Raw genomic sequence first — 26,809 nt, forward strand, 5'->3', positions numbered from 1 at the left:
CGGGGTATGCGCCGGGGCCTAGTCTGGGCAGATGAGACTCGGCAGGTCCCGCCGCACCTCCGGCCCGCGCGCCGTCCAGCCCGCCGCGCCCGTCGCCCCGGCCACTCCCTCCCGGCCCGCTCCCGTCGCCGATTCGGCCTTCGTGAGCGACGGGATGCGCATCGCCGGCGCCTGGGCCTGGCGTGTCCTCGTCGTGGTCGCGGCGCTCGCGGTGCTGGTGCTGCTCGTCATCGAGCTGCGGCTGATCGTCATCCCGCTCCTGCTCGCGATCGTGATCGCCGCCCTCCTGGTGCCGTTCTCGAGCTTCCTCCAGCGCCACCGCTGGCCCAAGTGGGCCGCCGTCGTCCTGGCGGAGCTGGGGATCGTCGTGGTGATCGGCGGGCTCCTCTTCCTCGTCGTCACCCAGGTCTACTCCGGCTTCGACGACCTCAGCCGGCAGACGGTGCAGTCCTACGACGACTTCAAGGCCTTCCTCCTCGAGTCGCCGCTCCACCTCACCGAGACCGACATCAACCAGTACGCGCAGCAGGCGCTCACGGCCCTGCAGCAGGACTCGGGGATGCTGGTCAGCGGCGCGCTCAGCGTCGGCTCGACCGTCGGCCACCTGCTGACGGGCGTGCTGCTCACCCTCTTCTCGACGCTGTTCATCCTCATCGACGGGCCGAACATCTGGAGCTGGGTCGTCCGCCTCTTCCCGCGCCGCGCCCGCGGAGCCGTCGACGGCGCCGGCCGCGCAGGGTGGGTGACGCTGACCAACTTCGTGAAGGTGCAGATCCTGGTCGCCTTCGTCGACGCGGTCGGCATCGGCCTCGGCTCCTTCCTCCTCGGCGTCCCGCTGGCCATCCCGATCGGCGTGCTCGTCTTCCTCGGCTCCTTCGTGCCGGTCATCGGCGCCGTGGTGACGGGGGCGCTGGCCGTCTTCATCGCGCTGGTCTACAACGGACCGCTGATCGCGCTCTTCCTGCTGATCGTCGTCCTCGCGGTGCAGCAGCTCGAGGGCCACATCCTCCAGCCGCTGATCATGGGGTCGGCGGTCAAGGTCCACCCGTTGGCCGTCGTGCTCGCTGTGGCCGGAGGCTCGATCATCGGCGGCATCGCCGGCGCCTTCTTCGCGGTGCCCGTCGTGGCCACACTCAACGTCATGGTCAAGTACGTCGCGAGCGGAGCCTGGCGCTCGCCGACCCGAACCCCCGAGAGAGTTGCCGCAGAGCATGCAGACTAGCCGCGTCGTCGGACCCGCCCTCCACGAGTTCGAGGCGGCCCGCGCCGTCCTCGCCCCCGTCATCGCCGCCACCCCCATGGAGACGAGCACCTTCCTCGCGCAGGTCCTCGGCTCGCCCGTGTTCCTCAAGTGCGAGAACCTCCAGCGCACCGGCTCCTACAAGATCCGCGGAGCCGTGTTCCGGATGTCGCGGCTCACCCCGGAGGAGCGGGCCCGCGGAGTCGTGGCGGCCTCGGCCGGCAACCACGCGCAGGGCGTCGCCTACGCGGCGCGGGAGCTGGGGATCAAGGCCACGATCTTCATGCCGATCGGCGTCGCGCTGCCCAAGCTCGCGGCCACCCGTGACTACGGCGCTGACGTGGTGCTGAGCGGGCACATCTTCAACGAGGCGCTCGCGGCGGCGGCGGAGTTCGCCGAGCGCACCGGCGCGGTCTTCGTTCCTCCCTACGACCACCCCGACGTGATCACCGGCCAGGGCACGGTCGGCCTCGAGATCCTCGAGCAGGCCCCCGCCGTCGAGACCATCGTGGTGCCCATCGGCGGGGGCGGCCTCATCGCCGGGGTCGCCTCGGCGGCCAAGCAGAAGGCGGCCGAGGAGGGGCGCACGCTCCGCGTCATCGGCGTGCAGGCGGCCAACGCGGCGCCGTACCCGCTCTCGCTCGCGAGCGGCGAGCCGACCGCGATCACGATCTCTCCGACGATCGCCGACGGCATCGCCGTGGCGAAGCCGGGGCAGCTGAACTTCGCGATCGTCCGCGAGATGGTGGACGAGGTCGTCACCGTCGAGGACGACGACATCGCCCGGGCCCTGCTGGTGCTGCTGGAGCGGGCGAAGCTCGTGGTGGAGCCAGCGGGCGCGGTGGGCATCGCGGCGATCCTGACGGGGAAGATCCGCAACGCCGGAGCGACCGCGGTCATCCTGTCGGGCGGCAACATCGATCCGCTGATGATGGAGCGGGTGATCAGCCGGGGCCTGGCCGCGTCGGAGCGCTACCTCAAGATGAGCATCGGGCTGCCGGATCGTCCGGGGCAGCTGTCGCGCATCGCGGAGCTCATCTCGGAGGCGAACGCGAACGTGGTCGAGGTGCTGCACACCCGGCACGGCCGGGGCCTGCAGATCAGCGAGGTCGAGATCGAGATCAGCGTCGAGACCCGCGGCCCCGAGCACGCCGACCGCGTCATCCAGGTCCTCACCGACGCCGGCTACGCCCCCCGCATCTCCCGCAACTGACCGCTCGAGGGCGCCGCGGTGTTCTCCGCAGAGCGGAGGACAAAGCCGGTACCGGCGATCTCGCGCCCTCGCCGTCGCCGCGAAGCCGGCGCGGCGCGCCCGTTCGGAGAGGGCTGATCGTGCGTCGCCGCGTTCTCCGCAAGGCGGAGGAGGAAGCGGTACCGGCGGTATCGCGCCCGACGCTGTCGCCGCGAAGCCGGCGCCCCCCGTCTGGAGAGGGCTGATCGTGCGTCGCGGCGTTCTCCGCAAGGCGGAGGAGGAAGCGGTACCGGCGGTATCGCGCCCGACGCTCTCGCCGCGAAGCCGGCGCCCCCCGTCTGGAGAGGGCTGATCGTGCGTCGCGGCGTTCTCCGCAAGGCGGAGGAGGAAGCGATACCGGCGGTATCGCGCCCGACGACAACGCCGCGGAGAGCGCCGCGACGTGCGATCAGTGGCCGGACCAGGTCTCGACGTTGGCGACGCGGACCTCGATCTCCCGCCCGTTGGGTGCCGTGAAGCGGGCGGTGTCGCCGACGTTCAGGCCCATGATCGCCGATCCGAGGGGGCTCTGGGGGCTGTAGACGTCGAGGTCGCTCTCGCCCGCCATCTCGCGGTTGCCGAGGAGGAAGCGGGACTCGTCGCCGGCGATCTCGGCGGTGATGATGGTGCCGGCCTCGACGACTCCGTGGCTCTCGGGGGGCGTGCCGATCTCGGCTTCGCGGAGGAGGGAGGTCAGCTGGCGGATGCGGGCCTCGATCTTGCCCTGCTCGTCCTTCGCGGCGTGGTAGCCGCCGTTCTCCTTCAGGTCGCCCTCCTCGCGGGCGACCTCGATGCGCTTGGCGATCTCCTCGCGTCCGTTGGTGGACAGCTCGGTGAGCTCCGCCTCGAGGCGGTCGTACGACTCCTGGGTCATCCAGGTCACCTGTGACTGGTCGGCCATGGTGGGCTCCTGCTCTGCGGGCCGCGCTCGCGGCGCCCGGCAGCACCGTGCGGAGGTGTCCGCGTCCGGCGGTGGGGACGGCCGGCGTCAGGCGGCGGTGGGAATGGCGAGGCCCCGACGAGTCCGTCAGGGCTTCGGGCAAGCCTACGGGAGCCAGCAGGAGGAGATCAAACCTGTGTTCGCGAGCTCGGTGGTGCGGACGGTCTCCGTGTAGGAGCGGAAGCGCTCCGTCGTGGCGGGGTACTCCACGACCAGCCAGCCGACCACGGCGGACTGCTCGTTGAGGGCCTGGACCGCGCAGGCGACCTCGCGGCCGACGGGCGCGGTGAGGTCGAAGGAGACGGTGACGGTGCGGTCGTCGACGACCTGGTGCGCGGTGTCCTGGACGTCCACTCCGCCGCGTGCTCCGTCGAGGCCGGCCCAGACGACCCAGGCGGCGAAGACGGCGACGAAGGCGAGCGCGACACCGCCGAAGAGCCAGCGGTTCCCGCGGCGGGTGCGCGTCGTGCGGCCGTAGCGGGTGGCGAGGGGTCCGGCGGCGCGGACGGCGTCCGGATCGAGCGCGGGCGCGGCGGCTCCCTCGACGCTCTCGGACGTGCGGGCGGCCACGGAACTCCCTGGGTGATGCGTCTACTCTGGACGGGTGGCGCGCGTCCTTCGCGGACGGGAGCGCCGATCCCATTAAACCCCGAGGAATCGAGCGATCGTGTCCCAGGCCGTCGAGGTCTCCGTCGATTCGGAGGTGCGGGACACTCCGCGCCTCCTCGCCGTGCACGCCCATCCTGACGACGAGTCGAGCAAGGGCGCGGCGACGCTGGCCGCCTACGCCTCGCGGGGCGCCGAGGTCATGGTGGTCTCCTGCACCGGAGGCGAGGCCGGCTCCGTGCTGAACGAGGGCCTCGAGGCCCGCGCGCACGCCGAGCGCGACATCGGCGGCCTCCGACGGTACGAGATGGCGGCCGCTCGCGAGGCGCTCGGCGTCGAGCACGCCTGGCTCGGCTTCGTCGACTCCGGCATGCCCGAGGACGGGAAGGTCGACGCCGCCTCGTTCGCGGGCCTGCCGCTCGCCACGGCCGCCGCTCCGCTCGTGCGCCTGGTCCGCCGGTTCCGGCCGCACGTGATCATCAGCTACGACGAGAACGGCGGCTACCCGCACCCCGACCACATCCGCGCCCACCAGGTCGCCGTCGAGGCGTACCGCGCGGCGGGCCTCGCCGAGGAGTACCGGGGCACGGGCGCTCCGTGGTCGATCTCGAAGCTGTACTACGACCGCGTCTTCAGTGGCCAGAAGCTGCGGGCGATCGCCGAGCACCTGCGCTCGATCGACCCGGAGGACCCGCGCCTGTCGGTCTTCGAGGAGATGAAGCGCTGGAACGAGGACACCCCGTACCTCGCGACCACGCGGGTCGTGATCTCCGGCTTCCACGATCGGCGCGATGCGGCCCTGCTGGCCCACGCCAGCCAGGTCGCTCCGGACAACGCCTTCTTCTTCCTCCCGCACGAGGCGATCGACGCCGCCTGGCCGACCGACGACTTCCAGCTCGTCGAGAGCCGGGTCGACGCGCCGACGCCCGAGACGGATCTCTTCGCCGGTCTCGACCTGGCCGAGCTCGCCCCGGGCCCGACCGCGGTCGTCCCGCCGATCGCTCCCGACCCCGAGCCCTCGGGGGACGCCCCGGTGTCCCCGGAGCCCGACGGCTCCGGCGTCGTCGTCGCCGACGAGGTGCGCGCGTGATCGCCGGGCTGCTCGAGGGCGCCCAGCGCGCCGTCGTCCTCGCCTCCACGACGGTGCCGACCCCCGGCCCCGAGTTCAACGAGGACACGGTCACGCCGGGCCTCTTCGGCTTCATCACGATGCTCGTGATCGCTCTGGCCGCCGTCCTCCTCGCGCTCGACATGGTCCGGCGCGTGCGGCGGACCACCTACACCGCCCAGGTGAAGGAGCGGCTCGACGCCGAGGAGGCGGAGCGCAGCGAGGGCTGAGCCCGGCCCGCAGCGGTGGGCCCGGGCCTCTCTAGGCGTTGTACGCGGGGTGGAGCGAGACGATCAGCGCCGCCGTCCAGTGGCAGAGGAACGCCACGGCAGTGAGCGCGTGGAAGATCTCGTGGAAGCCGAAGACGCCCGGGACCGGGTTCGGCTTCTTGATCCCGTAGATCACGGCGCCCGCGGAGTAGCAGAGCCCGCCGACGAGGACGAGCACCATCATCGTCGCGCTGGCCTCGAAGAGCGGTCCGAGGTACATCACGGCCGCCCAGCCCAGCAGCAGGTAGAGCGGCACGTAGAGCCAGCGCGGCGCCCCGATCCAGAAGACGCGGAAGCCGATCCCGAGCAGCGCCCCCGCCCAGACCAGGACCAGCAGGAGCGTGCCCTGCGCGGGCGGCAGGGCGAGCACGGCCAGCGGCGTGTAGGTGCCGGCGATCAGCAGGAAGATGTTGGCGTGGTCGATCCGCTTGAGGATCATCTTCGTCCGCGGCTTCCAGTCGAAGCGGTGGTACAGAGCGGAGTTGCCGAAGAGCAGGAGCGACGTGGTCGCGAACACCGCGGCCGCCCACTTCGCCGCGGTCCCCTCCGCGACCACGATCAGCACCACTCCGGCGACGATCGCGAGCGGGAAGAGGCCGGCGTGGATCCAGCCGCGCCAGGTGGGCCGGACCTCCGCCGAGGAGTCGTGCTCGATCGCGTCCTCGACGAGGGGGAGGGCGGGCAGGTCCGGGCCGTCCGCTCCGACGGCGTCTCCGCCGCGGTCGGTGCGGGCGCGGGGATCGGACGGGGGAGGCGTCGGCCGCTGGCTCATGCCGGACAGACTACGACGCCGTCCCGGGCCGACGCCGAGCGCCGCCGGGCTTCGAGGAGCGCCCCGGGTCGACTACCGTGTCACTGTGCCGAAGCCGAGACTGCCTGTGGGAAGGGACCTCCTCTACGGCGTCTACAAGAAGCGCCTCCGCTCGAGCCTTCCTCCCGACTCCCTGCCGAACCACGTCGCGATGATCATCGACGGCAACCGGCGCTGGGCGCGGCAGCGGGCCCTCGAGACCGCCGCGCACGGCCACCGGGCCGGCGCCGCCAAGGTGCACGAGTTCCTGCAGTGGTGCGACGAGCTCGGCGTGCGCCACGTCACCCTCTACCTGCTCTCGCAGGACAACCTCGTCGGCCGCGACAGCAGCGAGCTGACCGAGCTGATCGCGATCATCGCCGACCTCGCCGAGGAGGTCTCCCAGCAGCCCGACTGGCGGGTGCAGCACGTCGGCTCCGACGAGGGCCTCCCGCCCTCGCTCGTGGCCGCGCTCGACACGGCGGAGGCACGCACCGCCTCCCACACGGGCCTGCACGTCAATCTCGCGGTCGGCTACGGCGGGCGGCACGAGATCGCCCAGGCCGTGCGGAGCATCCTGGAGGAGCACGGCAAGCGCGGCTCCTCCATCGAGGACGTCGCGGGCCTGCTGACCCCGGAGCTCATCGGCGAGCACCTGTACACCAGCGGGCAGCCCGACCCGGATCTGGTCATCCGCACCTCGGGGGAGCAGCGCCTCTCCGACTTCATGCTCTGGCAGAGCGCGCACAGCGAGTTCTACTTCATGGAGGCGCTCGGCCCCGACATCCGCGAGGTCGACTTCCTCCGCGCGCTCCGCGACTACGCCGGACGGCACCGCCGCTTCGGCAGCTGACCTCGCGGCTCCTGCCGCACCACCGACCGGAAGGGCCGGCATGAGCTCGAACGAGGCCACCTCCACCACGACCGAGGACTACCTCGCCGGTTTCGGCGAGGAGACCGGGTACCTCGACTTCGGCCGGGTGGGCCCGCTCTCGGCGACCGTCGCCGCCGAGCAGGAGGCGGCCGTCGAGCTGCTGGTGCGCGCGCGCAGCGGCACCCTCGACGAGCTGTTCCGGCAGGACGAGCGCGTCCGGGAGGCGGCGGCGGCGCTCGTGCGCGTCCCCAGCGACCGCGTCGTCTTCCAGCCCAACACCTCGACCGGCCTCCTGCACGCGCTGTTCGGCGCCTCGGGCGCGGTGCTGCTGTCGGCCGCGGAGTTCCCGAGCCTGCCGTTCGCGGCGGTGCGCTCGGCGCAGGCTCTCGGCTCGGTGGAGCCCCGCTGGCTGCGGACCGAGCAGGGACGGGTGACGCCGGAGGCGGTCCGCGAGCAGCTCACGGACGACGTGACGACCGTCGCGGTGAGCCTGGTCGACTCCCGGACGGGCTACCTCGCGGACGTCGCGGCGATCCGGGACGTGATCGGCGACCGGATGCTCGTCCTCGACGCGATCCAGGGCTTCGGCGTCGTCGACGCGCCCTACGAGCTGGCGGACGTGGTCGTCACCGGCGGCCAGAAGTGGCTCCGCGCCGGCTGGGGGACGGGCTTCCTCGCGCTCAGCGAGCGGGCGCTGTCGCGGCTGACCCCGGTGCTCTCCGGCTGGACGGGATCGGAGCAGGCGGAGCCGTGGGACGAGGTGGCTCCGCCGCGCGGCGACGCCCGCGCCTTCAGCATCAGCAACCCGGACCCGATCGCCCAGGCCCGGCTCGCGTCGGCGCTGGAGGAGGTCGCCGCGGTCGGGCAGTCGACGATCGCCGCGCTCGTGGCGGAGCGGGTCAGCGCGATCGTGGACCTCGCGGACGAGTTCGGACTGGCGGTCGTGGGCTCCCGCGGCGAGCACGAGCGCGCCGGCATCGTGGTCGTCGAGCCGGAGCCGGAGGAACTGGCCCCGCTGGCAGCCTCCCTCGCCGCGCACGGCGTGACCGCGCGCCTGCGTCCGAGCACTGTCCGCTTCAGCGCGCACGCCGGCACCACCGACGCGACCCTCGCGCTGCTCCGCGCCGCCCTGATCTCGTCGGCCACGAGCATCGACTACTAGGCCGGATTCCGCGCGTTCACACACTGGTTACACATTCGTAGCGGTGAGAAGCACACGGATGTCATTCGCCGGGTTAGGTTCGAGTCATCAGGTACAGCGCCTGGTCGAGACGGCCACAGAAGTACGGCTCGACATCGCGCAGACGCCGAAGGGACACTGCGCGGTGCACGACACGCACCGATGAGACCGGCTCGAGGACATGAGCCGGGGGCTCCGGCCCCCGGAGTGTGGAGAGTCGTCGTGACAGTTCCCCAGGGCATGGATCCGCAGACCGGGACGCAGGGCGGCGTCCACCGCCGTGTCCAGCACGGCTCCTCGGATCCGGCCGATCAGCTCCTCCGCACCTACGTCCTGGACACCTCGGTGCTGCTGTCGGATCCCTCCTCGATGTTCCGGTTCGCGGAGCACGCCGTCGTGCTGCCGATCGTCGTCATCAGCGAGCTCGAGGGCAAGCGCAACGATCCCGAGATCGGCTACTTCGCCCGGCAGGCCCTGCGCCGCCTCGACGAGCTGCGCGTGCAGCACGAGCGCCTCGACTTCCCCATCGCCGTCGGCCGCGGCGGCACGCTCCGCGTCGAGCTCAACCACTCGAACATGTCGGTGCTGCCGAGCGGGCTCCAGATGGGCGACAACGACGCGAGGATCCTCGCCGTCGCGCTCAACCTGCAGAGCGAGGGCGCCGCGGTGACCGTCGTGTCCAAGGACATGCCGATGCGCGTGAAGGCCGCCTCCATCGGCCTCGCCGCGGAGGAGTACCTGGCCGAGCAGGCCCCCGAGTCCGGTTGGACCGGCATGGACGACGTGACGCTCGGCGGCGACGCGATGAGCGAGCTCTACGACCGCGAGCGGCTCTTCACGGACGTCGTGGCCGACATCCCGGTCAACACCGGACTCGTCGTCCATTCCGACCGCGGCTCCGCTCTCGCGAGGGTCACTGGCAAGCGGCAGATCACGCTGGTCCGCGGCGACAAGGACGTGTTCGGCCTGCACGGGCGGTCGGCGGAGCAGCGGCTCGCGATCGACCTGCTGCTCGACCCGGAGGTCGGCATCGTCTCGCTCGGCGGCCGGGCCGGCACCGGCAAGTCGGCGCTGGCGCTCTGCGCGGGCCTGGAGGCGGTGCTGGAGAAGCGCCAGCACAAGAAGATCATGGTCTTCCGGCCGCTCTACGCGGTGGGCGGCCAGGACCTCGGCTTCCTGCCCGGCGACGCGGCTGAGAAGATGAACCCCTGGGCGCAGGCGGTCTTCGACACGCTCGGGGCGCTGGTGTCGCAGAACGTGCTCGACGAGGTGATCGAGCGCGGGATGCTCGAGGTGCTGCCGCTCACGCACATCCGCGGGCGCTCGCTGCACGACGCGTTCGTGATCGTCGACGAGGCGCAGTCGCTGGAGCGGAACGTCCTGCTCACGGTGCTCTCGCGCGTCGGGCAGAACTCCCGGGTGGTGCTGACCCACGACGTGGCGCAGCGCGACAACCTCCGGGTCGGCCGGCACGACGGGGTCGCCTCCGTGATCGAGACGCTGAAGGGCCACCCGCTGTTCGCGCACGTCACGCTGACCCGCTCCGAGCGCTCGGCGATCGCCGCTCTGGTCACCGAGATGCTGGAATCGAACGAGCTCGCCTGACGGGCTCGCCGTGCGTCCGGCCCGTGGGATCCGAGGATCCCCGGGCCGGGCGCGTCCCTGCAGGGCACCGGGGCGTAGCGTGGACGGGTGAGCATCCTCGACGACGCGCTCCTCGAGCGCTTCCGCACCCGCGCGGCCGACTACGACGAGCGCAACGCGTTCTGCGCGGACGACCTGGAGGAGCTGCGCTCGATCGGGTACCTGGCGCTGCTCGTCCCCGAGGAGCTCGGCGGTGCCGGCCTCGGCCTGGAGCAGGCGGCCGCCGAGCAGACGCGCCTCGCGACCGCCGCGCCCGCGACCGCGCTCGCCGTCAACATGCACCTGGTCTGGACCGGGATCGCGCGGCTCCTGCGCGAGCGGGGCGACGACTCCCTCCGCTCGGTCCTCGTCGACGCCGCGGCGGGTCACGTCTTCGCCTTCGGCAACAGCGAGGCGGGCAACGACCTGGTGCTCTCGGACTCGCTGACGCGGGCGGAGCCGCTCGGGGACGGCGGCTACCGCTTCACCGGCACGAAGGTGTTCACCTCCCTCGCGCCCGCCTGGACGCGGCTCGGCGTGTTCGGCCGCGACGACAGCGGGTCGGAGCCGCGGCTCGTGCACGGCTTCGTCGACCGCGGGAGCCCGGACTCGCCGGTTGCCGGGCTCGAGGTCCGCGACGACTGGGACACGCTCGGCATGCGGGCGACCCAGAGCCGCACGACGGTGCTCGACGGCGTCGTCGTCCCGGCCGAGCGGATGATCCGCTCGCTGCCCGTCGGACCGACCGCCGACCCCTTCGTCTTCGCCGTCTTCGCGGCCTTCGAGCTGCTGATCTCCTCGGTCTACCTCGGTGTCGCGCAGCGCGCGCTCGACCTCGCCGTCGCCTCCGTCCGCCGACGGACCTCCCTCCGGGCGGGAGGGCGGCCACTGGCGGAGGACCCCGAGGTGCGGCACCGGGTGGCTGAGGCCGGGATGCTGCTCGACGGGCTCGAGGCGCCCCTGCGCACGGCGGCGGCCGACGTGGACGCGCTCGTCGACCGCGGTGCGCGCTGGTTCCCCTCGCTGGTCGGGGTGAAGATCCGCACCACGGAAGGAGCGCTCCGCGTGGTCGAGAGCGCCGTCCGGATCGCGGGCGGCTCGGCGTACCAGCGCCGGTCGGAGCTCGGTCGCCTCTACCGAGACGTGCTCGCCGGGCAGTTCCACCCCTCCGACGACGCGTCGGCGCACGGCGCCTGGGCGTCGCTCCTGCTGGGACCGCTGCCGCCGCACGACTGAGGCCGGGATGGGACCCGCCGCCGCCCGAGCACGCCGGCGGGCCGCCCTGTGGAGAACTCCGACGCCCCGAGGGCGTCGCCCCCTAGTCTCGGCGGATGCTCCGCGGATCTCTGCTCGACCGGGCCGCCCTGCTCCTCGGCGCCCTGGTGCTCCTCCTGATCGGGGCCCCGCACCTCGGTCGGGCGCCCGGCCTCGTCCCGGTGGCGCTCGCGAGCGTGCCGCTGGTGCTGGCGGACGTGCGCGGGCACCGGCTCCCGAACGCGGTCACGCTCCCGCTGCTGGTGGTCGGAGCCGTCCTCGCGCCCACGGCGGGGACGCTTCTCGCCGTCCTCGCGACGGTGCTGTGCCTGGGCGTGCTGCATGCGGCGGGCGGGCTGGGCCTCGGCGACGTGAAGCTCCAGGCGGCCCTCGCACCGCCGCTCGCGGCTCTCGGACCCGAGCACGTCGTCGCCGCGCCCGCTGTCGGCTTCGCGGTGGCAGGGCTGTGGGTGCTCGTGCTGCGCGTCCGCGGACGGGTCGCGTTCGGACCGTTCCTGCTCACGGGGTTCTGGCTGGTGCTCTGACGGCCCGCCTCCGCGCCGAGCGCAGGGACGGGCCGTCGGAGGGCCGGGCTCAGCCGGGGTGGGTCATCGACATGACGTCGAGGGCGCTGTCGAGCTGCTCCTCCGTCACCTCGCCGCGCTCGACGAAGCCGAGGTCCACGACCGACTCGCGGACGGTGATCCCCTTGGCGACCGAGTTCTTCGCGACCTTGGCGGCGGCCTCGTAGCCGATCACTTTGTTGAGCGGGGTGACGATCGAGGGGGAGGACTCGGCGAGGGCGCGGGCGTGCTCGACGTCGGCCTCGAGGCCGTCGACGGTCTTGTCGGCGAGCAGCACGGCGGAGTTGGCGAGCAGGCGGATCGACTCCAGCAGCGCCGTCCCCATGACGGGGATCGCGACGTTGAGCTCGAAGGCACCCGAGGCGCCTGCCCAGGCGATGGTGGCGTCGTTGCCGATCACGCGCGCGCAGACCATGAGGACGGCCTCCGGGATCACCGGGTTCACCTTGCCGGGCATGATCGAGGATCCGGGCTGGAGGTCGGGGATCCGCAGCTCTCCGAGGCCGGTGTTGGGGCCGGAGCCCATCCAGCGGAGGTCGTTGTTGATCTTGGTCAGGCTCACCGCGAGCACGCGCAGCGCTCCGGAGGCCTCGACCAGCGAGTCCCGCGCGCCCTGGGCCTCGAAGTGGTTGCGGGCCTCGGTGACGGGAAGGCCCGTCTCCTCCGCGAGGCGCGCGATGACCTTCTGCGGGAAGCCGGCGGGGGTGTTGATCCCGGTGCCGACCGCGGTGCCGCCGAGCGGGACCTCGGCGACGCGGGGGAGCGCCGACTGCACGCGCTCGATGCCGAGGCGGATCTGCGCGGCGTAGCCGCCGAACTCCTGGCCGAGCGTGACGGGGGTGGCGTCCATCAGGTGGGTGCGGCCGGCCTTGACGACCTCGGCCCACTGCTCCGCCTTGACCTCGAGCGACTCAGCGAGCTGCTCGAGCGAGGGGATCAGCGACTCGATGAGCGCGCCGGTGACGGCGACGTGGACCGAGGTGGGGAACACGTCGTTGGAGGACTGCGAGGCGTTGACGTGGTCGTTCGGGTGCACGGTGCGTCCGAGGGCCGTGGTCGCCAGCGAGCCCAGCACCTCGTTCATGTTCATGTTCGAGGACGTGCCCGAGCCGGTCTGGTAGACGTCGATCGGGAAGTGCGCGTCGTAGCCGCCCCCGACGACGAGGTCGGCCGCGTCGGCGATCGCCGTGGCGATGTCGGCGTCGAGCACGCCCAGCTCGGCGTTGGCCAGCGCCGCCGCCTTCTTGATGCGCGCGAGGGCCGCGATCTGGGCCGGCTCGAGGCCCGCACCCGAGATCGGGAAGTTCTCGACCGCCCGCTGGGTCTGCGCGGCGTAGAGGGCGTCGCGGGGGACCCGCACCTCGCCCATCGTGTCGTGCTCGATGCGGAAGTCGCCGGAGTCGTCGGTCGGGGAGTGATCCACCACGCTGTGTTCGTCCTTGTCTGATCGGTTGGTGCTGTGCTGTCCGGAGCCGCTCACGCGGGATCCGATCCCACCGCGCTCGGAGCGGCGGCGGAGGAGGCCGAGCCGGAGTCGCGCTCCAGCTCGGAGACGTAGGGGCTGAGCTCGGGCGGATCGATGCCGAGCACGACATCGGACATCACGGTGCCGTCCGAGAGCCGGTAGTTGGCGCCGACGAGGGCGAGCCGCCCGGTCGCGACAGCGTCGGCGATCAGCGGGGAGCGCTGGAGCAGCTCGGCGACCGTGTCGCGCAGGTGCTCGCGGCCGACGGCCAGCGCGTCGGTCGCTGACGGGTCGACGAGCACGCGGCCGTCCGGCTGGGCGCCCACGAGGCGGCGCACCGCGGGGATGATCGGCTCGATCAGGTGCTCGATGTGCGGGGGGAGCCGCTCGGCGCCGGGCGCCTGCGACTGGATCGCCGCCCGGACCGCTCCGCACTCGTCGTGGCCGAGCACGAGCAGCACCTTCACGCCGAGGACGGCGACGCCGTACTCCAGCGAGCCGATGATGGAGTCGGCGATCACCTGGCCGGCGTTGCGGACGACGAAGAGGTCGCCGAGCCCCAGGTCGAAGATGATCTCGGCCGCGAGGCGGGAGTCGCTGCAGCCGAAGAGCGCGGCGAGCGGGGCCTGCGCGGCGGCGAGCTCGGCGCGGCGCTCGACGTCCTGGCGGGGGTGGCGGGGCTCGCCGGCGACGAAGCGCTGGTTGCCGCGGAGCATCTCCTTCCAGACCCATGCCGGCGGGCGGGACTCGCGGGGGACGGTGCTGCTGGTTCCGAGGCTCATCGGGACTCCTCCTGGCCGATCTGCGGGGTGATGGCGTCCACGACCAGGCGGATCTCGTCCGTCGGGGCCGTGCCGTAGACGAGGTAGGTGCTGGAGCCCTCCGTCGTCTCGAGTGCGTAGGGCGTGTTGCCGGTGTCGTCGCCGGAGTCGCGGTGGTCGTAGACGGTCCAGTCGCGGCCGTCGATCGTCTCGACGCCGGTCGCCGCCCGGCGGTCGAGCTGCGTCGCGACCCAGGCCGCGTCCGCGTCGAGCCCCTGGCTCAGGCCGATGTAGCCCGCCTTCGGGGTGATCAGGCCGACGTACCAGTAGTCGGTGCCGTTCTCGCGGCGGAGCTCGGCCGCGTTGGCCTTCCAGCCCTCGGGCAGGGAGGGCACGGCGAGCGTCTGCTCCTCGCCCAGCTGGACCTGTGCGGCGACGCGGGGGACGTCGACCGAGGAGAGCTCCACGGTGTCGCCGCGGGGGACGAGCAGGACGATGAGCGCTACGGCGCCGACGGTCGCGAGCAGCGAGAAGACGAGGTTGTTGACCGTCTTGCGCTGACGGTAGAGCCTGGAGTTCTCGGCCTTGCGTGCGGCCGTCTCGGCGGCCGTCTCCGGGCGCCCGAGCTCGGCGACGACCCGCGCGGGCTTCGCGCGGCTCATCCGGCGGCCGCCCCTCCGGAGCGGGCCGCGTCCAGCCGGGCGCGTGCTCCGATCAGCCACTCCTCGCAGCGGGCGGCGAGGGCCTCGCCGCGCTCCCACAGGGCGAGCGAGCGCTCGAGGGTGGAGCTGCCCTGCTCGAGCTCGGAGACGACGCGGACGAGCTCGTCGCGCGCCTGCTCGTAGGAGAATCCCGAGACGTCGGAGTCGTTCGCCGGGGCGTCGGGGGAGTCGGGCATGGGTCTGATCCTATCGATCGGGGCTGAGGGGGGACGGGTGGCGCGGCGGGCTCAGGACCGGCCGGCGGGATCGCCGGTGGGCCCCTCGGAGCGGGCGCCGACGGCCCCCTCCGCGAGCGTGAGGACGAGTGCGCCGCCGGCCGGCGCGTCACCGGGCGCCCGGACGACGTGCCCGGCCGCGTTCTGGACGATCGCGTAGCCGCGGTCGAGGGTGTGCTGGGGGGAGAGGGCGCGCAGGTGGCCGTGCAGGCGCTCGACCTCGAGGTGCGCGCGCTCGAGGCGGCGGTCCACCAGCTCGGCGCCGCGCGCCACCCAGCGGGTCAGCTCCTCGGAGTGCCGGTCGACCAGCACGTGCGGCTGGGCGAGCACCGGCCGCGAGCGCAGCTGCGAGAGCCGGTCGATCTCGTGCGAGACGAGCCCGCTCACGCGGCCGGTCATCCGCAGCCGGGCCTGCTGCACGCGCAGCAGCTCGTCGGAGACGTCGGGCACGACCCTCTTCGCGGCGTCGGTGGGAGTGGAGGCGCGCAGGTCGGCGACGTCGTCGAGCAGCGGGCGGTCGGCCTCGTGGCCGATCGCGCTGACGACCGGAGTGGAGCAGGCGGCGACGGCGCGCACGAGCGCCTCGTCGCTGAAGCCGAGCAGGTTCTGGAAGTCGCCGCCTCCGCGGGCGATCACGATCACGTCGATGCTGTCGTCGGCCTCGAGGGTCCGCAGGGCCGAGAGCACCTCCGGGACCGTCCGGTCGCCCTGCACGGCCGAGTGGACCACCCGGAAGCGCACGGCCGGCCAGCGCAGCTGCGCGTTCCGCAGCACGTCCTTCTCGGCGTCCGAGTCCTTGCCGGTGATGAGGCCCACGCCGTGCGGGAGGAACGGCAGCGGCTTCTTGCGGGAGGCGTCGAACAGCCCCTCCGACGCGAGCTGCCGGCGGAGCCGCTCGAGCTTCTCCAGCAGATCGCCCAGGCCGACGTGGCGCATCTCGAAGACCTGCATCGAGAGCGTGCCGCCCTTGACCCAGTAGTTGGGCTTCACCAGCGCGATGACCCGATCGCCCTGCTTGAGGTCGGCCGGGAGGCGGCTCCGCACCGACGACCAGACGGTGAAGCCGACCGTCGCGTCTCCGGACAGGTCCTTCAGCTTCCCGTAGACGTTGCCGCCGGACGCGCCCCACTGGGTGATCTCGCCCTCGACCCACGCGGTGCCGAGGCGCTCGATCCAGCCCTTGATCTTGCTGGCGAGCAGGCCGACCGGCCAGGGTGCGTCGGCGGTGGGTGGGGCGTCGGTCATCGCTGCCTCTGCTCGGAGGGACGGGGGGAACGGGAGTGCCCTCCCGCGACGACAACGGTACGGGACGGGTCCGACACCGGGACGGCCCGGGCACAGGATGCACCACGTAGAATCAGGGGGTGAGCCAAGTCCCGATCAGCCTGCCCATGCCGCGCATGCCCCGCGCCACAGGGCGTCTGCGCGACGTCCCCGTCGAGGGCCGCAAGCGCGTCCTCCTCGCCGCGCCCCGCGGCTACTGCGCCGGAGTCGACCGCGCGGTCGTCGCCGTCGAGAAGGCCATCGAGCACTACGGTGCGCCGGTCTACGTGCGCAAGCAGATCGTGCACAACGTGCACGTCGTCTCCACGCTCGAGAGCCAGGGCGCCATCTTCGTCGACGAGGTCGACGAGGTGCCCGAGGGATCGCACATCGTCTTCAGCGCGCACGGCGTCTCACCGGCCGTCGTCCAGGGCGCGGCCGACCGCGGTCTCCAGGCGATCGACGCGACCTGCCCCCTGGTGACGAAGGTGCACCGCGAGGCCGTCCGCTTCGCGCGCGACGACTTCGAGATCCTCCTCATCGGCCACGAGGGCCACGAGGAGGTCGAGGGCACCGCGGGCGAGGCCCCCGATCACGTCACCCTCGTCGGCAGCCCCGACGACGTGCCGAACATCGTCGTGAAGGACCCGGACAAGGTCGTCTGGCTCTCGCAGACGACGCTCTCGGTCGACGAGACGATGGAGACGGTGCGCCGTCTCCGCGAGCGCTTCCCCAACCTGCAGGACCCGCCGAGCGACGACATCTGCTACGCCACGCAGAACCGCCAGGTCGCGATCAAGAAGGTCGCCGCGGGCGCCGAGCTGGTCATCGTCGTCGGCTCCGCGAACTCCTCCAACTCCGTGCGCCTCGTCGAGGTCGCCCTCGAGTACGGCGCGAAGGCCGCCTACCGGGTCGACTACGCGAGCGAGATCAAGCAGGAGTGGCTCGAGGGCATCCGCACCGTCGGCGTCACCAGCGGCGCCTCGGTGCCCGAGGTGCTCGTCCAGGAGGTCCTCGACGACCTCGCCGCCGCCGGGTACGGCGATGTCGAGGAGGTCAAGACCGCGGAGGAGGACCTGATGTTCTCGCTCCCCAAGGAGCTGCGCAAGGACGTCGCCGGCAAGCGCGACGCCCGCGGCGTCGGTGGACGCATCAGCGCGGGAGCGGGCGCCTAGAGCGTTCCGGCCCGGACACGGAAGAGGCCGCCCTCCCTCGGGAGCGGCGGCCTCTTCCGTGTGCGGTGGAACGGGGATCGACGCTAGACGTCGGTGCCGGCGCCGCCCTGCGAGCCCGACATGCGCGTGACGTACTCCGCGAACGTCGGGTCGCCCAGGATGGCGATCGCCGCGACGATCAGGGAGAGCAGCACGGTCGCCGCGATCCCGAGGATCGGGACGAGCACGGCGCGCTTGCCGGCGCGGAGCCGCCGGATCGAGATCCACACCGCGAAGGCGACGATCAGCGACTGCGCGAGCGCCACCACTACGCCGAGGATCCGTGCGAGCTCCGGCGACGCGTAGGTGCCGATGCCCTGGGAGCGGTAGAGCTCCTGGAGGGTCGTCGCGAAGCTCGAGGGATCGAGCAGCGTCGGCACGGCGAAGAACACGCCGAGCGCGAGCAGCACGATCGTGAGCAGGCGGTCGACGGGATGCGCGACGGGCTTCGCGGCCGGAGCGGTCGCGGGCCTCGGATCGGTCTCCGACCCCCTCGGGTCGGGGACGACCACGGCGTCCTCCGGCGGCTGCCACGACCAGCCGGGCGGCGCGTACTCGCCGTACTGCGGCTCCGGACGCCTGTCGCCCGGCTGATCGTGTGCGTTCGTCACGGAGCGGTGCCCTACTTCCCGAAGTTCCCGGCCGAGCCGAGCTGACGGGTCGCCTCGGCGACGCGCGCGGCCATCGCGGTCTCGGCGATCTTGCCCCACGAGCGCGGGTCGTAGACCTTCTTGTTGCCGACCTCGCCGTCGACCTTGAGGAAGCCGTCGTAGTTCTTCAGCACGGTGTCCGCGACGGAGCGGCTGAACGCGTACTGCGTGTCGGTGTCGATGTTCATCTTGACGACGCCGTTGCGGACCGCCTCGGCGATCTCCTCGTCGGTCGAGCCCGAGCCGCCGTGGAAGACGAGATCGAGGGGGAGCGCGCCGGTGCCGTACTTCGCCTGCAGGCCGTCCTGGATCTCGCGGAGCAGCTCCGGGCGCAGTCGGACGTTGCCCGGCTTGTAGACGCCGTGGACGTTGCCGAAGGTGAGGGCGGCCATGTAGCGGCCCTGCTCGCCGAAGCCGAGGGCCTCGACGGTCGCGATCGCGTCGTCGAGCGTGGTGTAGAGGTGCTCGTTGATGTCGTGCGAGACGCCGTCCTCCTCGCCGCCGACGACACCGATCTCGACCTCGAGGATGGCGTTGATGTTCTTGACGCGCGGGAGGATCTCCTTCGCGATGGCGAGGTTCTCGTCGAGCGGGATCGCGGAGCCGTCCCACATGTGCGACTGGAAGAGCGGCTCGCGACCGGCCTTGACCTCCTCCTCGGAGGCGGCGATCAGCGGGTAGACGAAGCCCTCGAGCGCGTTCTGCGGGCAGTGGTCGGTGTGGAGCGCGACCGTGACCGGGTAGTTCTTGGCGACCTCGGTCGCGAACCTCGCGAAGGCGATCGCGCCTGCCGCGCGGTTCTTCACGGTGTGGCCGGCGAAGTAGTCCGCGCCTCCGGTGGTGACCTGGATGATGCCGTCCGAGCCCGCCTCGGTGAGGCCCTGGAGGACCGCGTTGATCGTCTGCGACGACGAGACGTTGAACGCCGGGTAGGCGAAGCCGCCCGCCTTCGCCTTGTCGAGCATCTCTGCGTACTGGTCCGGGGTAGCGACGGGCATGGCATCTCCTTTGACGGATGAACGAAGGGGGGTCGGGCGAGGCCCGCGTCGCGGACGAGTCTAGCGAGGCGCCCCTCCGCGGTCCCTCCGCCCGTGGAGGGCCCTGGACTAGGCTTCGGGCAGGGATGGGGATCCGCTCCGCGGGTCCTGCGACGACGTGCACGAACTCGACGACGAAGGACTCCGCTCTGTGATCGACAACGACTCGCTCTACCTCCACCCCGACCGCAACCTCGGCATGGAGCTCGTCCGCGCCACCGAGGCCGCCGCGATCCGCGCCGTGCCCTTCATCGGCAAGGGCGACAAGAACGCCGCCGACGGCGCAGCGGTCGATGCCATGCGCACCTTCCTCGGGACCGTGAACTTCGACGGAGTCGTCGTGATCGGCGAGGGCGAGAAGGACAACGCGCCCATGCTCTTCAACGGCGAGCACGTCGGCAACGGCTCGGGGCCCGCCGCCGACATCGCCGTCGACCCGATCGACGGCACCTCGCTGACCGCCGCCGGGCGCCAGAACGCGCTCTCGATGATCGCCGTCGCCGACCGCGGCGCGATGTTCGACCCCTCCGCCGTGTTCTACATGGAGAAGATCGTCACCGGGCCCGAGGGCGTCGGGATCATCGACATCCAGCGCCCGATCGGCGAGAACATCCGCGCCCTGGCCCGCGCCAAGCGCAAGCCCGTCGAGGAGATGCGCATCGCGGTGCTGGACCGCCCGCGCCACGCTCAGCTGATCGAGGACATCCGCGCGGCCGGAGCCGGCACGCGCCTCCTGCTCGACGGCGACGTCGCGGGCGGCATCAACGCCGCTCGCCACGACTCCCGACTCGACATGTGCGTCGGCACCGGAGGCACGCCCGAGGGCATCATCACGGCCTGCGCCATCCGCGCGCTCGGGGGAGTCATCCAGGGCATCCTCCGCCCGAAGGACGACGACGAGCGCCAGCGTGCCATCGACGCCGGGCACGACCTCGACCGCGTGCTCCACGCCAACGACCTCGTCCGCAGCGACAACACCTACTTCGTCGCGACCGGAGTGACGAACGGCGGACTCGTGAAGGGCGTGCGCAAGGAGGGCCACATCATCACGACGGAGTCCATCGTGCTGCGCTCCCGCTCGGGCACCATCCGCCGCGTGACCGCCCAGCACCTCGCGGAGAAGTGGGTCTAGGCCGTCACGCTCTCTCAGAGACGCCGCACTGCTGCCGAGGCGCCGCACCGCTGACGGCGCACTCGTCGAGTGCGGCGGCGTCTCGGCGTGCAGGACGCGGAAGGACACCGGCCTCGGTCACCGAGGCGAGCGGGCGGGGCCGCGGCGGGTCTCGAGACGCCTCGCGGGCGCTCCTCCGCCGAGCCGCGGAGGCGGAGCGCCGTCGCGAGCTGCGGTCGTCCGGGTGTCGAGCCGGATGGACGGCGCCGCTCGCGCGCGGCCTGCACGCCCGGTGCTCGCTCAGCGGGAACCCGGGGCCCTACGCGCTCCGCTCGGACTCGTCCTCCGCGGCGAGCAGCTCGACGGCGGTGAGGCGGCGCGGCGAGGAGGCGACTCCTCCGACCGGGGCGATGACGCGCGACTCGTCGAGGGAGTCGAACTGGCGCGCGGTGACCAGCACGCGGCTCTCGAGCGAGCCGGCGAAGGCGTTGTAGGAGTCGACCGTCTTCTCGAGCGAGCGGCGCAGGCTCTCGGCGTGGTCGGCGAGGGTGCCGAGACGGGCGTAGAGCGTCTTGCCGAGGTCGAGCAGGCGCTTGGCGTCGTCGGTGAGCACGTCCTGCTGCCAGGTGTAGGCGACGGTCTTCAGCACCGACCACAGGGTCACCGGCGAGGCGAGGGCGACGCGCTTGCGGAACGCGTACTCGAGCAGGCTCGGGTCGGCGTCGAGCGCGCTCGCGAGCAGCGGCTCGCTCGGCACGAACGCGATGACGAACTCGGGGCTCGCCGGGAGGCCGGTCCAGTAGGAGCGGGCGGCCAGCGCGTCCACGTGGCCGCGGAGGGCGCGGACGTGCGCGCGCAGGAGCCCCGCACGCCGCGCCTCCTCCTCTCCGCCGGCGCCCGCGGGGATCGCGCTCGCCTCCAGGTACGCGTCGAACGGCACTTTGGCGTCCACCGCGATCGCCTTGCCGCCGGGCAGGCGGACCACCATGTCGGCGCGGCCGCGGCCCGCCTCGCCCTCGAGGCCGAACTGCACGTCGAAGTCGACCCGCTGGGTGAGCCCGGCGGCCTCGACGACGTTCCGCAGCTGCGTCTCGCCCCAGGCGCCGCGGCTCGTGGTGGAGCGGAGCGCGGACGCGAGGGTCTCGGTCGTCGAGCGCAGCTGCTCGCCCGCCGCCCGCTGCCCCTCGAGCTGCTCGGTGATCGCCCCGAACTGGGCGGCGCGCTCGCGTTCGAGCCGGCCGACCGCCTCCTGCATGCCGCGCAGGCTCTCGGCGACGGGGGAGAGGGTCTGCAGGATGCGCGCGTCGTGCCGCTCGCGCTCGGCGACGACGCGCAGCTGCTCCTGGAGCTCGCGGATCTGATCGCGGGCGGAGCCGAGGTGCTCGCGGTGCTGCTCGACGACGGCCTCGTGGCGCTCCTCCAGGCCCTCCGCGCGGGCGCGGGCCGTCGCGAGGTCGAGGGCGAGGGCGGCGTCGGGCGTGCGGGAGCGGGCGAGGAGGACGGCCACGACTCCCGCGAGGAGCGCGCCGACCACCAGGCCGAGGGCGAAGGAGAGATCCATGCCGCCGATGACACCACGCACTTCCGACATCGATCGATCGACGCGCCACGACCACCGAACGAGGGCCAGGACGCCCTGCGACCGCCTCGTAGACTTCGCGATCATGGGGAATCACCACCGCTCATCGCGCCTGCTCACGGCCGCGCTCGCTCTCGCCGTCGGGCTCGGCACCGCCCTCGTCCCGATCACCTCCGCCTCCGCCGCCGAGGACGCGCCGTCGACCGTCTCGGTCGAGACCGGCGCTCTCGACGCGTCCCTCGACCGCGCCGACCTCGGCGTCCCGGACCAGTCGACGCAGTACAGCGCCGAGGAGACGAAGAGCTTCCGCGCCGGCTTCATCGTCAGCGACGCCCAGTTCTTCGACGGCGACGCGCTGAGCACCGGTCAGGTGCAGTCGCTCCTGAACGAGAAGGGCAGCCGGTGCTCCAGCGCCGGCACCGCCCCCTGCCTCAAGAACTTCTCGCAGGCGACGCCGTCCAAGGCGGCGGACGCGATGTGCAGCGCCTACCAGGGCTCCGGCAGCGAGTCGTCGGCCTCGATCTTCACGCGCGTCGGCCTGGCCTGCGGCATCAACCCGCTGGCCCTGGTCGTGCTCGTGCAGAAGGAGCGGAGCCTCGTCACCGACGCGACCCCGAGCCCCGAGGACTACGCCAAGGCGACCGGCTACAACTGCCCGGACACCTCGGCGTGCGACCCCGGCTCGGCGGGCTTCTTCACGCAGGTCTACAGCGCGGCCCGCCAGTTCAAGCGCTACGCCAACCCGCCCGGCTCCGGCTCGAACTTCACCACCTACGCTCCGGGCACGACGCCGAACGTCGCCTACTACCCGAGCACCGCGTGCGGCTCCTCGCCGGTCACCATCCGCAACCAGGCCACGGCCGACCTCTACTACTACACGCCGTACCAGCCCAACGACTACGCGCTCACCGGCTCCGGCAACGCGGCCTGCGCGACCTACGGCAACATCAACTTCTGGTACCTCTTCAGCGACTGGAACCCGAACGGCACCCTGGCCAACGCCGGGATCGCCCCCGCGGGACGCGTCGACGCCCCGCGCATCTCGGGCAGCACCCTGAGCGTGTCCGGCTGGGCCGTCGATCCGACGACGCAGCAGGCCGCGCTGACCACGACGGTCACGGTGACCGGCCCCGACGGCACCCGCACGGTCCGCACGCAGACCGCGAACGGCGACCGCGGTGACATCCCGGGCGAGTACTCCGTCGCCGGCCGCGCCCACGGCTTCGGCGCCACCACGCCCGTCTCGGCACCCGGCACCTACCAGGTCTGCGTCTCCGCCGACTCCGTCGACTGGAACCGCTGGGTCGGCACGGGCGACTCCCGGGGCCCCGGCCGGAAGGATCTCGGCTGCTCGTCCGTGAGCACGTCGGCCGGGATCGACGTCTCGCGCCTGGCCGGCACGGACCGCCAGGGCACCGCCGTCGCGATCTCGAAGGCCGTCTTCCGCACGAACGTCCCGGTCGTCTACATCGCGACCGGCGCCAACTTCCCCGACGCCCTGAGCGCCGCCCCTGCCGCGGCCAAGCAGGGCGGTCCGCTGCTCCTGGTCGACCGGGACTCGATGTCGCAGCCCGTTCGCGACGAGCTCAGCCGGCTCAAGCCGGCGAGGATCGTCGTGGTCGGCTCCGCACTGAGCGTCGGCGACGGCCTGCTGAACCAGCTGAGGTCCTACTCGCCGACGGTGGACCGCATCGGAGGGAAGGACCGCTACGACACGTCCAGGCTCATCATCCAGAGCGCGTTCTCGGGCGGCTCGACGCGGGCCTGGCTCGCCACGGGCGAGAAGTTCCCCGACGCGCTCGGCGCGAGCGCCGCGGCCGGCTCCGTCGACGCGCCCGTCGTCCTCGTGAACGGCACCGGCAGCACGGCCGACGCCGTGACGAAGGGCATCCTCTCGAAGCTCAAGGTGCAGAACCTCACCATCGCGGGCAGCCCCCTGTCGGTGAGCGAGGGGATCAAGAACTCGCTTCCGGTGCCGACGATCACCCGCATCGGCGGAGTCGACCGCTACGACACCTCGGAGCAGCTGAACCGGGCAGCCTTCTCGAGGGCCGAGACCGTGTTCCTGGCGACGGGCGAGAACTTCCCCGACGCCCTCGCCGGAGCCACGGCGGCGGGCTACTCGAACAGCCCGCTGTTCGCCGTGCCGACGAACTGCGTGCCCCGCGCCGTCCTGACCGACATCGCGAAGTCGGGAGCTCAGCGGGTCGTCCTCCTCGGCGGTCCCACCACCCTCTCGGAGGACGTCGCGCGCCTCACCCCCTGCGGCTGATCGCCCGCGGCCCCGCCACTAGCGTGGAGGGATGACCCCGACCGCACCGTCCCCGACCGGCGTCCGACGCCGGCGGGGCGGTGCGGTCGTCGTCGTCGGGGCGCTGGTGGCGCTCCTGCTGGGAGGGTCCGTCGACGGCACGCGCCTCGCCGCGGTGCCGTCCGAGCCGCAGACCGTCCGGCTGTGGACCTTCCTCCAGCCGGGCCCCGTCGCGGCCGACTTCGACCCGGGCGACCTGATCTCCGACGAGGTCTTCTTCGCCGGCGACGCGCTCGGACCGCTCACGGTGCAGGCGTTCCTCGACGCCCGCGTCCCCGACTGCGCGGGCGGGCCGGTGCCGTGCCTGCGCGACTACGCCGAGGACACCGCGGCGATCACGGCCGACGAGCAGTGCGATGCGCTGCCCGCCGGACGCGACGTCCCGGCCGCGGAGATCATCACCTCGGTCGCCGGCGCGTGCGGCGTGAATCCGGCCGTCCTCCTGGTGCTGCTGCAGAAGGAGCAGTCGCTCGTGACCGATCCGGAGCCGAGCGAGCGGCAGTTCCGCAGCGCCACGGGCTACGGCTGCCCGGACACCGCGGACTGCGACACGGACTCCTACGGCTTCGCCGCGCAGGTGTACGGAGCGGCGTGGCAGTTCCAGCGCTACCGGAATCCGGACTCGAGCTTCGACTGGTACCCGGTCGGCGCGGCCGGCGACGTCCGCTACTCCCCGGACGAGTCCTGCGGTACCGCCCCGGTGACGATCGCCAACGCGGCCACGGCGGGACTCTACTACTACACGCCGTACCAGCCGAACGCGGCGGCGCTCGCGAACCTCTACGGCGAGGGCGACGACTGCTCGGCCTACGGGAACCGGAACTTCTGGCGCATCTTCAGCACCTGGTTCGGCGACCCCCGCGGCTGAGCCGATCGTCTCGAGCCGGCTCGGCACGACGGACGTCAGGCGGCGACGGGGGCCTTCGGGCGCAGGCGCTTCACGGAGACGCCGGCCAGCTCGCCGAGCTCGGCCATGCTCGCGGCGCCGTGCCGCCGGGCCGCGTGCACGACGATCGCGGCGCACGCCTCGGCGTCGGCCGACGCGTCGTGGTGGCGGAAGTCCTCGAAGCCCGCGGCCATGGCGACGACGGGGAGGCGGTAGGAGTCGAGCTCGTACGTCTTGCGGGCGAGCTGCAGCGAGCAGAGGTAGTCGTACTCGGGGTGCTCGAGGGAGGTCGCCGCGCAGGCCGCGCGGATGACGCCCATGTCGAAGCCGGCGTTGTGCGCGACGAACACGTCCTCGCCGGCGAAGGCCGCCAGGTCGGCGAACTGGTCGACCCAGGAGGCGGCGGCGTGCACGTCGTGCTTGCGGATGCCGTGGATCCGCGTGTTCCACTCGAGGAAGTCGTCGTACCCCAGCGGTGGGCGGATGAGCCAGCCGGCGCGGTCGACGACGCGGCCGTCGCGGACCTTCACGAGCCCGACGGAGCAGGCGGAGGCCCCGTGCGAGTTGGCGGTCTCGAAGTCGATGGCGGTGAAGTCGATGGGCACGCTCCAGCCTCTCACGCACCTCCGACGCCGCCGGGAGCGTCGCGCGCGCGTCGCCCCGAGCTGCCGGGAGCACCCGCCGGCCGCGGGCCGGGCGCCTCCCGTTCCTCCGCGCCCCGCCCGCCCGGCCCTTCCGCAGCCACGCCGTAGGATGGATGCCCGTGGCTCTCACTATCGCAATCGTCGGTCTCCCCAACGTCGGCAAGTCGACGCTCTTCAACGCACTGACCAAGAACACGGTGCTCGCGGCGAACTACCCGTTCGCGACGATCGAGCCGAACGTGGGTGTGGTGAACCTGCCCGACTCCCGCCTCGAGGTGCTCGCCGGGATCTTCGGCTCCGAGCGCATCCTCCCGGCGCCCGTCTCCTTCGTCGACATCGCCGGCATCGTGCGCGGCGCGTCCGAGGGCGAGGGCCTGGGCAACAAGTTCCTCGCGAACATCCGCGAGGCCGACGCGATCGCGCAGGTCATCCGCGGCTTCGAGGACTCCGACGTCGTCCACGTCGACGGCAAGGTCGACGCCGCCAGCGACATGGAGACGATCAACACCGAGCTGGTCCTCGCCGATCTCCAGACCCTCGAGAAGGCCGAGGCCCGCTACGAGAAGGAGCTCAAGGGGAGGAAGATCGAGCCGATCGTGGTCGAGACCGCGAAGAAGGCGCGCGAGTTCCTCGACCAGGGCAAGCCGCTGTCGGCCTCCTCGATCGATCTGGAGCCGATCCGCGAGCTGGGCCTGCTGACCGCCAAGCCCTTCATCTACGTCTTCAACGTCGACGAGGCCGTGCTGACCGACGACGCCCGGAAGGCAGAGCTCGCAGCCCTGGTCGCGCCGGCGAAGGCGATCTTCCTCGACGCGAAAATCGAGTCCGAGCTGATCGACCTCGACGAGGCCGACGCCGCCGAGATGCTCGAGTCGACCGGCCAGACGGAGTCGGGCCTCAACCAGCTCGCGACCATCGGCTTCGACACCCTGGGCCTCCAGACCTACCTCACGGCCGGCCCGAAGGAGACGCGCGCCTGGACCATCGGGAAGGGCTGGACCGCGCCCCAGGCCGCCGGTGTCATCCACACCGACTTCCAGAAGGGCTTCATCAAGGCCGAGATCATCTCGTTCGACGACCTCGTCGAGACCGGCTCGATCGCTGAGGCCCGCGCGAAGGGCAAGGCCCGCATCGAGGGCAAGGACTACGTGATGCAAGACGGCGACGTCGTGGAGTTCCGCTTCAACGTGTAGGACGGCCGCGCTCGGCTCGAGGCGCCCGGTTCGCTCGGATTTCCGGAACCGCGAGCCGG

26 protein-coding genes are annotated in these 26,809 nt (G+C 72.3%); 14 read left to right on the forward strand and 12 right to left on the reverse strand.

What is annotated here, in order from left to right; genetic code table 11:
• Positions 1-31: 31 nt before the first annotated feature.
• The gene (locus tag C5D09_RS01345; RefSeq protein WP_104268442.1) at positions 32-1,222 is read left to right on the forward strand and encodes an AI-2E family transporter; all 1,191 of its coding nucleotides are present in this window, start codon (positions 32-34) and stop codon (positions 1,220-1,222) included.
• The gene (ilvA, locus tag C5D09_RS01350; protein ID WP_104225518.1) at positions 1,212-2,453 is read left to right on the forward strand and encodes a threonine ammonia-lyase; all 1,242 of its coding nucleotides are present in this window, start codon (positions 1,212-1,214) and stop codon (positions 2,451-2,453) included. Before C5D09_RS01345 ends, ilvA begins: the two co-directional genes overlap by 11 nt.
• A 427-nt stretch (positions 2,454-2,880) precedes the next feature.
• On the opposite strand, the gene greA is transcribed toward ilvA, so the two are convergent.
• The gene (greA, locus tag C5D09_RS01355; RefSeq protein WP_104225519.1) at positions 2,881-3,372 is read right to left on the reverse strand and encodes a transcription elongation factor GreA; all 492 of its coding nucleotides are present in this window, start codon (positions 3,370-3,372) and stop codon (positions 2,881-2,883) included.
• A 144-nt stretch (positions 3,373-3,516) separates the two neighbouring features.
• Positions 3,517-3,981 (reverse strand): DUF4307 domain-containing protein, encoded by a 465-nt coding sequence (locus C5D09_RS01360; RefSeq protein WP_104232767.1) that lies wholly within the window; start codon positions 3,979-3,981, stop codon positions 3,517-3,519.
• 97 nt (positions 3,982-4,078) lie between these two features.
• Here C5D09_RS01360 and mca point away from each other — a divergent pair, with 97 nt between their 5' ends.
• Together mca and C5D09_RS01370 are read left to right on the forward strand one after the other, a co-directional pair.
• A complete protein-coding gene (mca, locus tag C5D09_RS01365) occupies positions 4,079-5,107 on the forward strand; it encodes a mycothiol conjugate amidase Mca (protein ID WP_244229458.1) in 1,029 nt (342 codons plus the stop codon).
• Positions 5,104-5,355 carry a hypothetical protein gene (locus tag C5D09_RS01370; protein ID WP_244230611.1) on the forward strand — a complete coding sequence of 84 codons (252 nt, stop codon included), beginning with the start codon at positions 5,104-5,106 and terminating at the stop codon, positions 5,353-5,355. Before mca ends, C5D09_RS01370 begins: the two co-directional genes overlap by 4 nt.
• Before the next feature lie 31 nt (positions 5,356-5,386).
• Here the strand turns inward: C5D09_RS01370 and C5D09_RS01375 are convergent, their stop codons facing one another.
• Positions 5,387-6,166 carry a hemolysin III family protein gene (locus C5D09_RS01375; protein WP_104268443.1) on the reverse strand — a complete coding sequence of 260 codons (780 nt, stop codon included), beginning with the start codon at positions 6,164-6,166 and terminating at the stop codon, positions 5,387-5,389.
• 106 nt (positions 6,167-6,272) lie between these two features.
• On the opposite strand from C5D09_RS01375, the gene C5D09_RS01380 reads away from it, so the two are divergent.
• The 5 genes from C5D09_RS01380 (at position 6,273) to C5D09_RS01400 (ending at position 11,660) form a co-directional block, all read left to right on the forward strand.
• Positions 6,273-7,037 (forward strand): isoprenyl transferase, encoded by a 765-nt coding sequence (locus C5D09_RS01380; protein ID WP_279630826.1) that lies wholly within the window; start codon positions 6,273-6,275, stop codon positions 7,035-7,037.
• A 40-nt stretch (positions 7,038-7,077) separates the two neighbouring features.
• Positions 7,078-8,220: an aminotransferase class V-fold PLP-dependent enzyme gene (locus tag C5D09_RS01385; protein WP_104232765.1), complete on the forward strand. Its 1,143-nt coding sequence runs from the start codon at positions 7,078-7,080 to the stop codon at positions 8,218-8,220.
• A gap of 258 nt (positions 8,221-8,478) precedes the next feature.
• Positions 8,479-9,843, forward strand: a complete 1,365-nt coding sequence (locus C5D09_RS01390) for a PhoH family protein (protein ID WP_104224423.1) — start codon at positions 8,479-8,481, stop codon at positions 9,841-9,843.
• Between the two features lie 87 nt (positions 9,844-9,930).
• Positions 9,931-11,097 carry an acyl-CoA dehydrogenase family protein gene (locus C5D09_RS01395; protein ID WP_104268444.1) on the forward strand — a complete coding sequence of 389 codons (1,167 nt, stop codon included), beginning with the start codon at positions 9,931-9,933 and terminating at the stop codon, positions 11,095-11,097.
• 95 nt (positions 11,098-11,192) lie between these two features.
• Positions 11,193-11,660: a prepilin peptidase gene (locus C5D09_RS01400; protein ID WP_104268445.1), complete on the forward strand. Its 468-nt coding sequence runs from the start codon at positions 11,193-11,195 to the stop codon at positions 11,658-11,660.
• Positions 11,661-11,709: 49 nt separating this feature from the next.
• Here C5D09_RS01400 and C5D09_RS01405 read toward each other — a convergent pair whose 3' ends face one another.
• The 5 genes from C5D09_RS01405 to xseA are packed head-to-tail and all read right to left on the reverse strand — an operon-like array spanning position 11,710 to position 16,107.
• Positions 11,710-13,125 (reverse strand): aspartate ammonia-lyase, encoded by a 1,416-nt coding sequence (locus C5D09_RS01405; protein ID WP_104224420.1) that lies wholly within the window; start codon positions 13,123-13,125, stop codon positions 11,710-11,712.
• A 50-nt stretch (positions 13,126-13,175) separates the two neighbouring features.
• Complete coding sequence (locus tag C5D09_RS01410) at positions 13,176-13,946, reverse strand: carbonic anhydrase (RefSeq protein WP_208543312.1); 771 nt, start codon at positions 13,944-13,946, stop codon at positions 13,176-13,178.
• Entirely contained in the window at positions 13,943-14,587 is a 645-nt protein-coding gene (locus C5D09_RS01415) for a DUF4245 domain-containing protein (RefSeq protein ID WP_104225525.1), read from the reverse strand. The genes C5D09_RS01410 and C5D09_RS01415 overlap by 4 nt, the downstream gene beginning before the upstream one ends.
• The gene (locus C5D09_RS01420; protein WP_104262471.1) at positions 14,584-14,823 is read right to left on the reverse strand and encodes an exodeoxyribonuclease VII small subunit; all 240 of its coding nucleotides are present in this window, start codon (positions 14,821-14,823) and stop codon (positions 14,584-14,586) included. Before C5D09_RS01420 ends, C5D09_RS01415 begins: the two co-directional genes overlap by 4 nt.
• Positions 14,824-14,874: 51 nt before the next feature.
• Positions 14,875-16,107, reverse strand: coding sequence for an exodeoxyribonuclease VII large subunit (xseA, locus tag C5D09_RS01425; protein WP_104224417.1), 1,233 nt, complete (start codon positions 16,105-16,107; stop codon positions 14,875-14,877).
• A 146-nt stretch (positions 16,108-16,253) separates the two neighbouring features.
• Here xseA and C5D09_RS01430 point away from each other — a divergent pair, with 146 nt between their 5' ends.
• Complete coding sequence (locus tag C5D09_RS01430) at positions 16,254-17,300, forward strand: 4-hydroxy-3-methylbut-2-enyl diphosphate reductase (RefSeq protein ID WP_104225527.1); 1,047 nt, start codon at positions 16,254-16,256, stop codon at positions 17,298-17,300.
• Between the two features lie 83 nt (positions 17,301-17,383).
• Here the strand turns inward: C5D09_RS01430 and C5D09_RS01435 are convergent, their stop codons facing one another.
• Both C5D09_RS01435 and fbaA read right to left on the reverse strand, forming a co-directional pair.
• Positions 17,384-17,950 (reverse strand): DUF6264 family protein, encoded by a 567-nt coding sequence (locus tag C5D09_RS01435; RefSeq protein ID WP_104224415.1) that lies wholly within the window; start codon positions 17,948-17,950, stop codon positions 17,384-17,386.
• An 11-nt stretch (positions 17,951-17,961) separates the two neighbouring features.
• Positions 17,962-18,987: a class II fructose-bisphosphate aldolase gene (fbaA, locus tag C5D09_RS01440; protein WP_104268446.1), complete on the reverse strand. Its 1,026-nt coding sequence runs from the start codon at positions 18,985-18,987 to the stop codon at positions 17,962-17,964.
• A gap of 238 nt (positions 18,988-19,225) precedes the next feature.
• Between fbaA and glpX the strand changes: the two genes are divergently transcribed.
• Positions 19,226-20,158: a class II fructose-bisphosphatase gene (glpX, locus tag C5D09_RS01445; RefSeq protein ID WP_104268527.1), complete on the forward strand. Its 933-nt coding sequence runs from the start codon at positions 19,226-19,228 to the stop codon at positions 20,156-20,158.
• 298 nt (positions 20,159-20,456) lie between these two features.
• On the opposite strand, the gene C5D09_RS01450 is transcribed toward glpX, so the two are convergent.
• A complete protein-coding gene (locus C5D09_RS01450; protein ID WP_219813031.1) occupies positions 20,457-21,698 on the reverse strand; it encodes a DNA recombination protein RmuC in 1,242 nt (413 codons plus the stop codon).
• A 103-nt stretch (positions 21,699-21,801) separates the two neighbouring features.
• On the opposite strand from C5D09_RS01450, the gene C5D09_RS01455 reads away from it, so the two are divergent.
• Positions 21,802-23,988, forward strand: a complete 2,187-nt coding sequence (locus C5D09_RS01455; RefSeq protein WP_104268448.1) for a cell wall-binding repeat-containing protein — start codon at positions 21,802-21,804, stop codon at positions 23,986-23,988.
• Positions 23,989-24,019: 31 nt separating this feature from the next.
• Positions 24,020-24,895: a hemagglutinin gene (locus C5D09_RS01460; RefSeq protein WP_104268449.1), complete on the forward strand. Its 876-nt coding sequence runs from the start codon at positions 24,020-24,022 to the stop codon at positions 24,893-24,895.
• A 35-nt stretch (positions 24,896-24,930) separates the two neighbouring features.
• On the opposite strand, the gene C5D09_RS01465 is transcribed toward C5D09_RS01460, so the two are convergent.
• Complete coding sequence (locus C5D09_RS01465; protein ID WP_104224410.1) at positions 24,931-25,518, reverse strand: exonuclease domain-containing protein; 588 nt, start codon at positions 25,516-25,518, stop codon at positions 24,931-24,933.
• Positions 25,519-25,676: 158 nt separating this feature from the next.
• Here C5D09_RS01465 and ychF point away from each other — a divergent pair, with 158 nt between their 5' ends.
• Positions 25,677-26,750, forward strand: a complete 1,074-nt coding sequence (gene ychF, locus C5D09_RS01470; RefSeq protein WP_104222958.1) for a redox-regulated ATPase YchF — start codon at positions 25,677-25,679, stop codon at positions 26,748-26,750.
• The last annotated feature ends 59 nt before the right edge of the window (positions 26,751-26,809 follow it).

Source organism: Rathayibacter sp. AY1C9, from assembly GCF_002932315.1.
In the GTDB taxonomy this organism is placed as follows: domain Bacteria; phylum Actinomycetota; class Actinomycetes; order Actinomycetales; family Microbacteriaceae; genus Rathayibacter.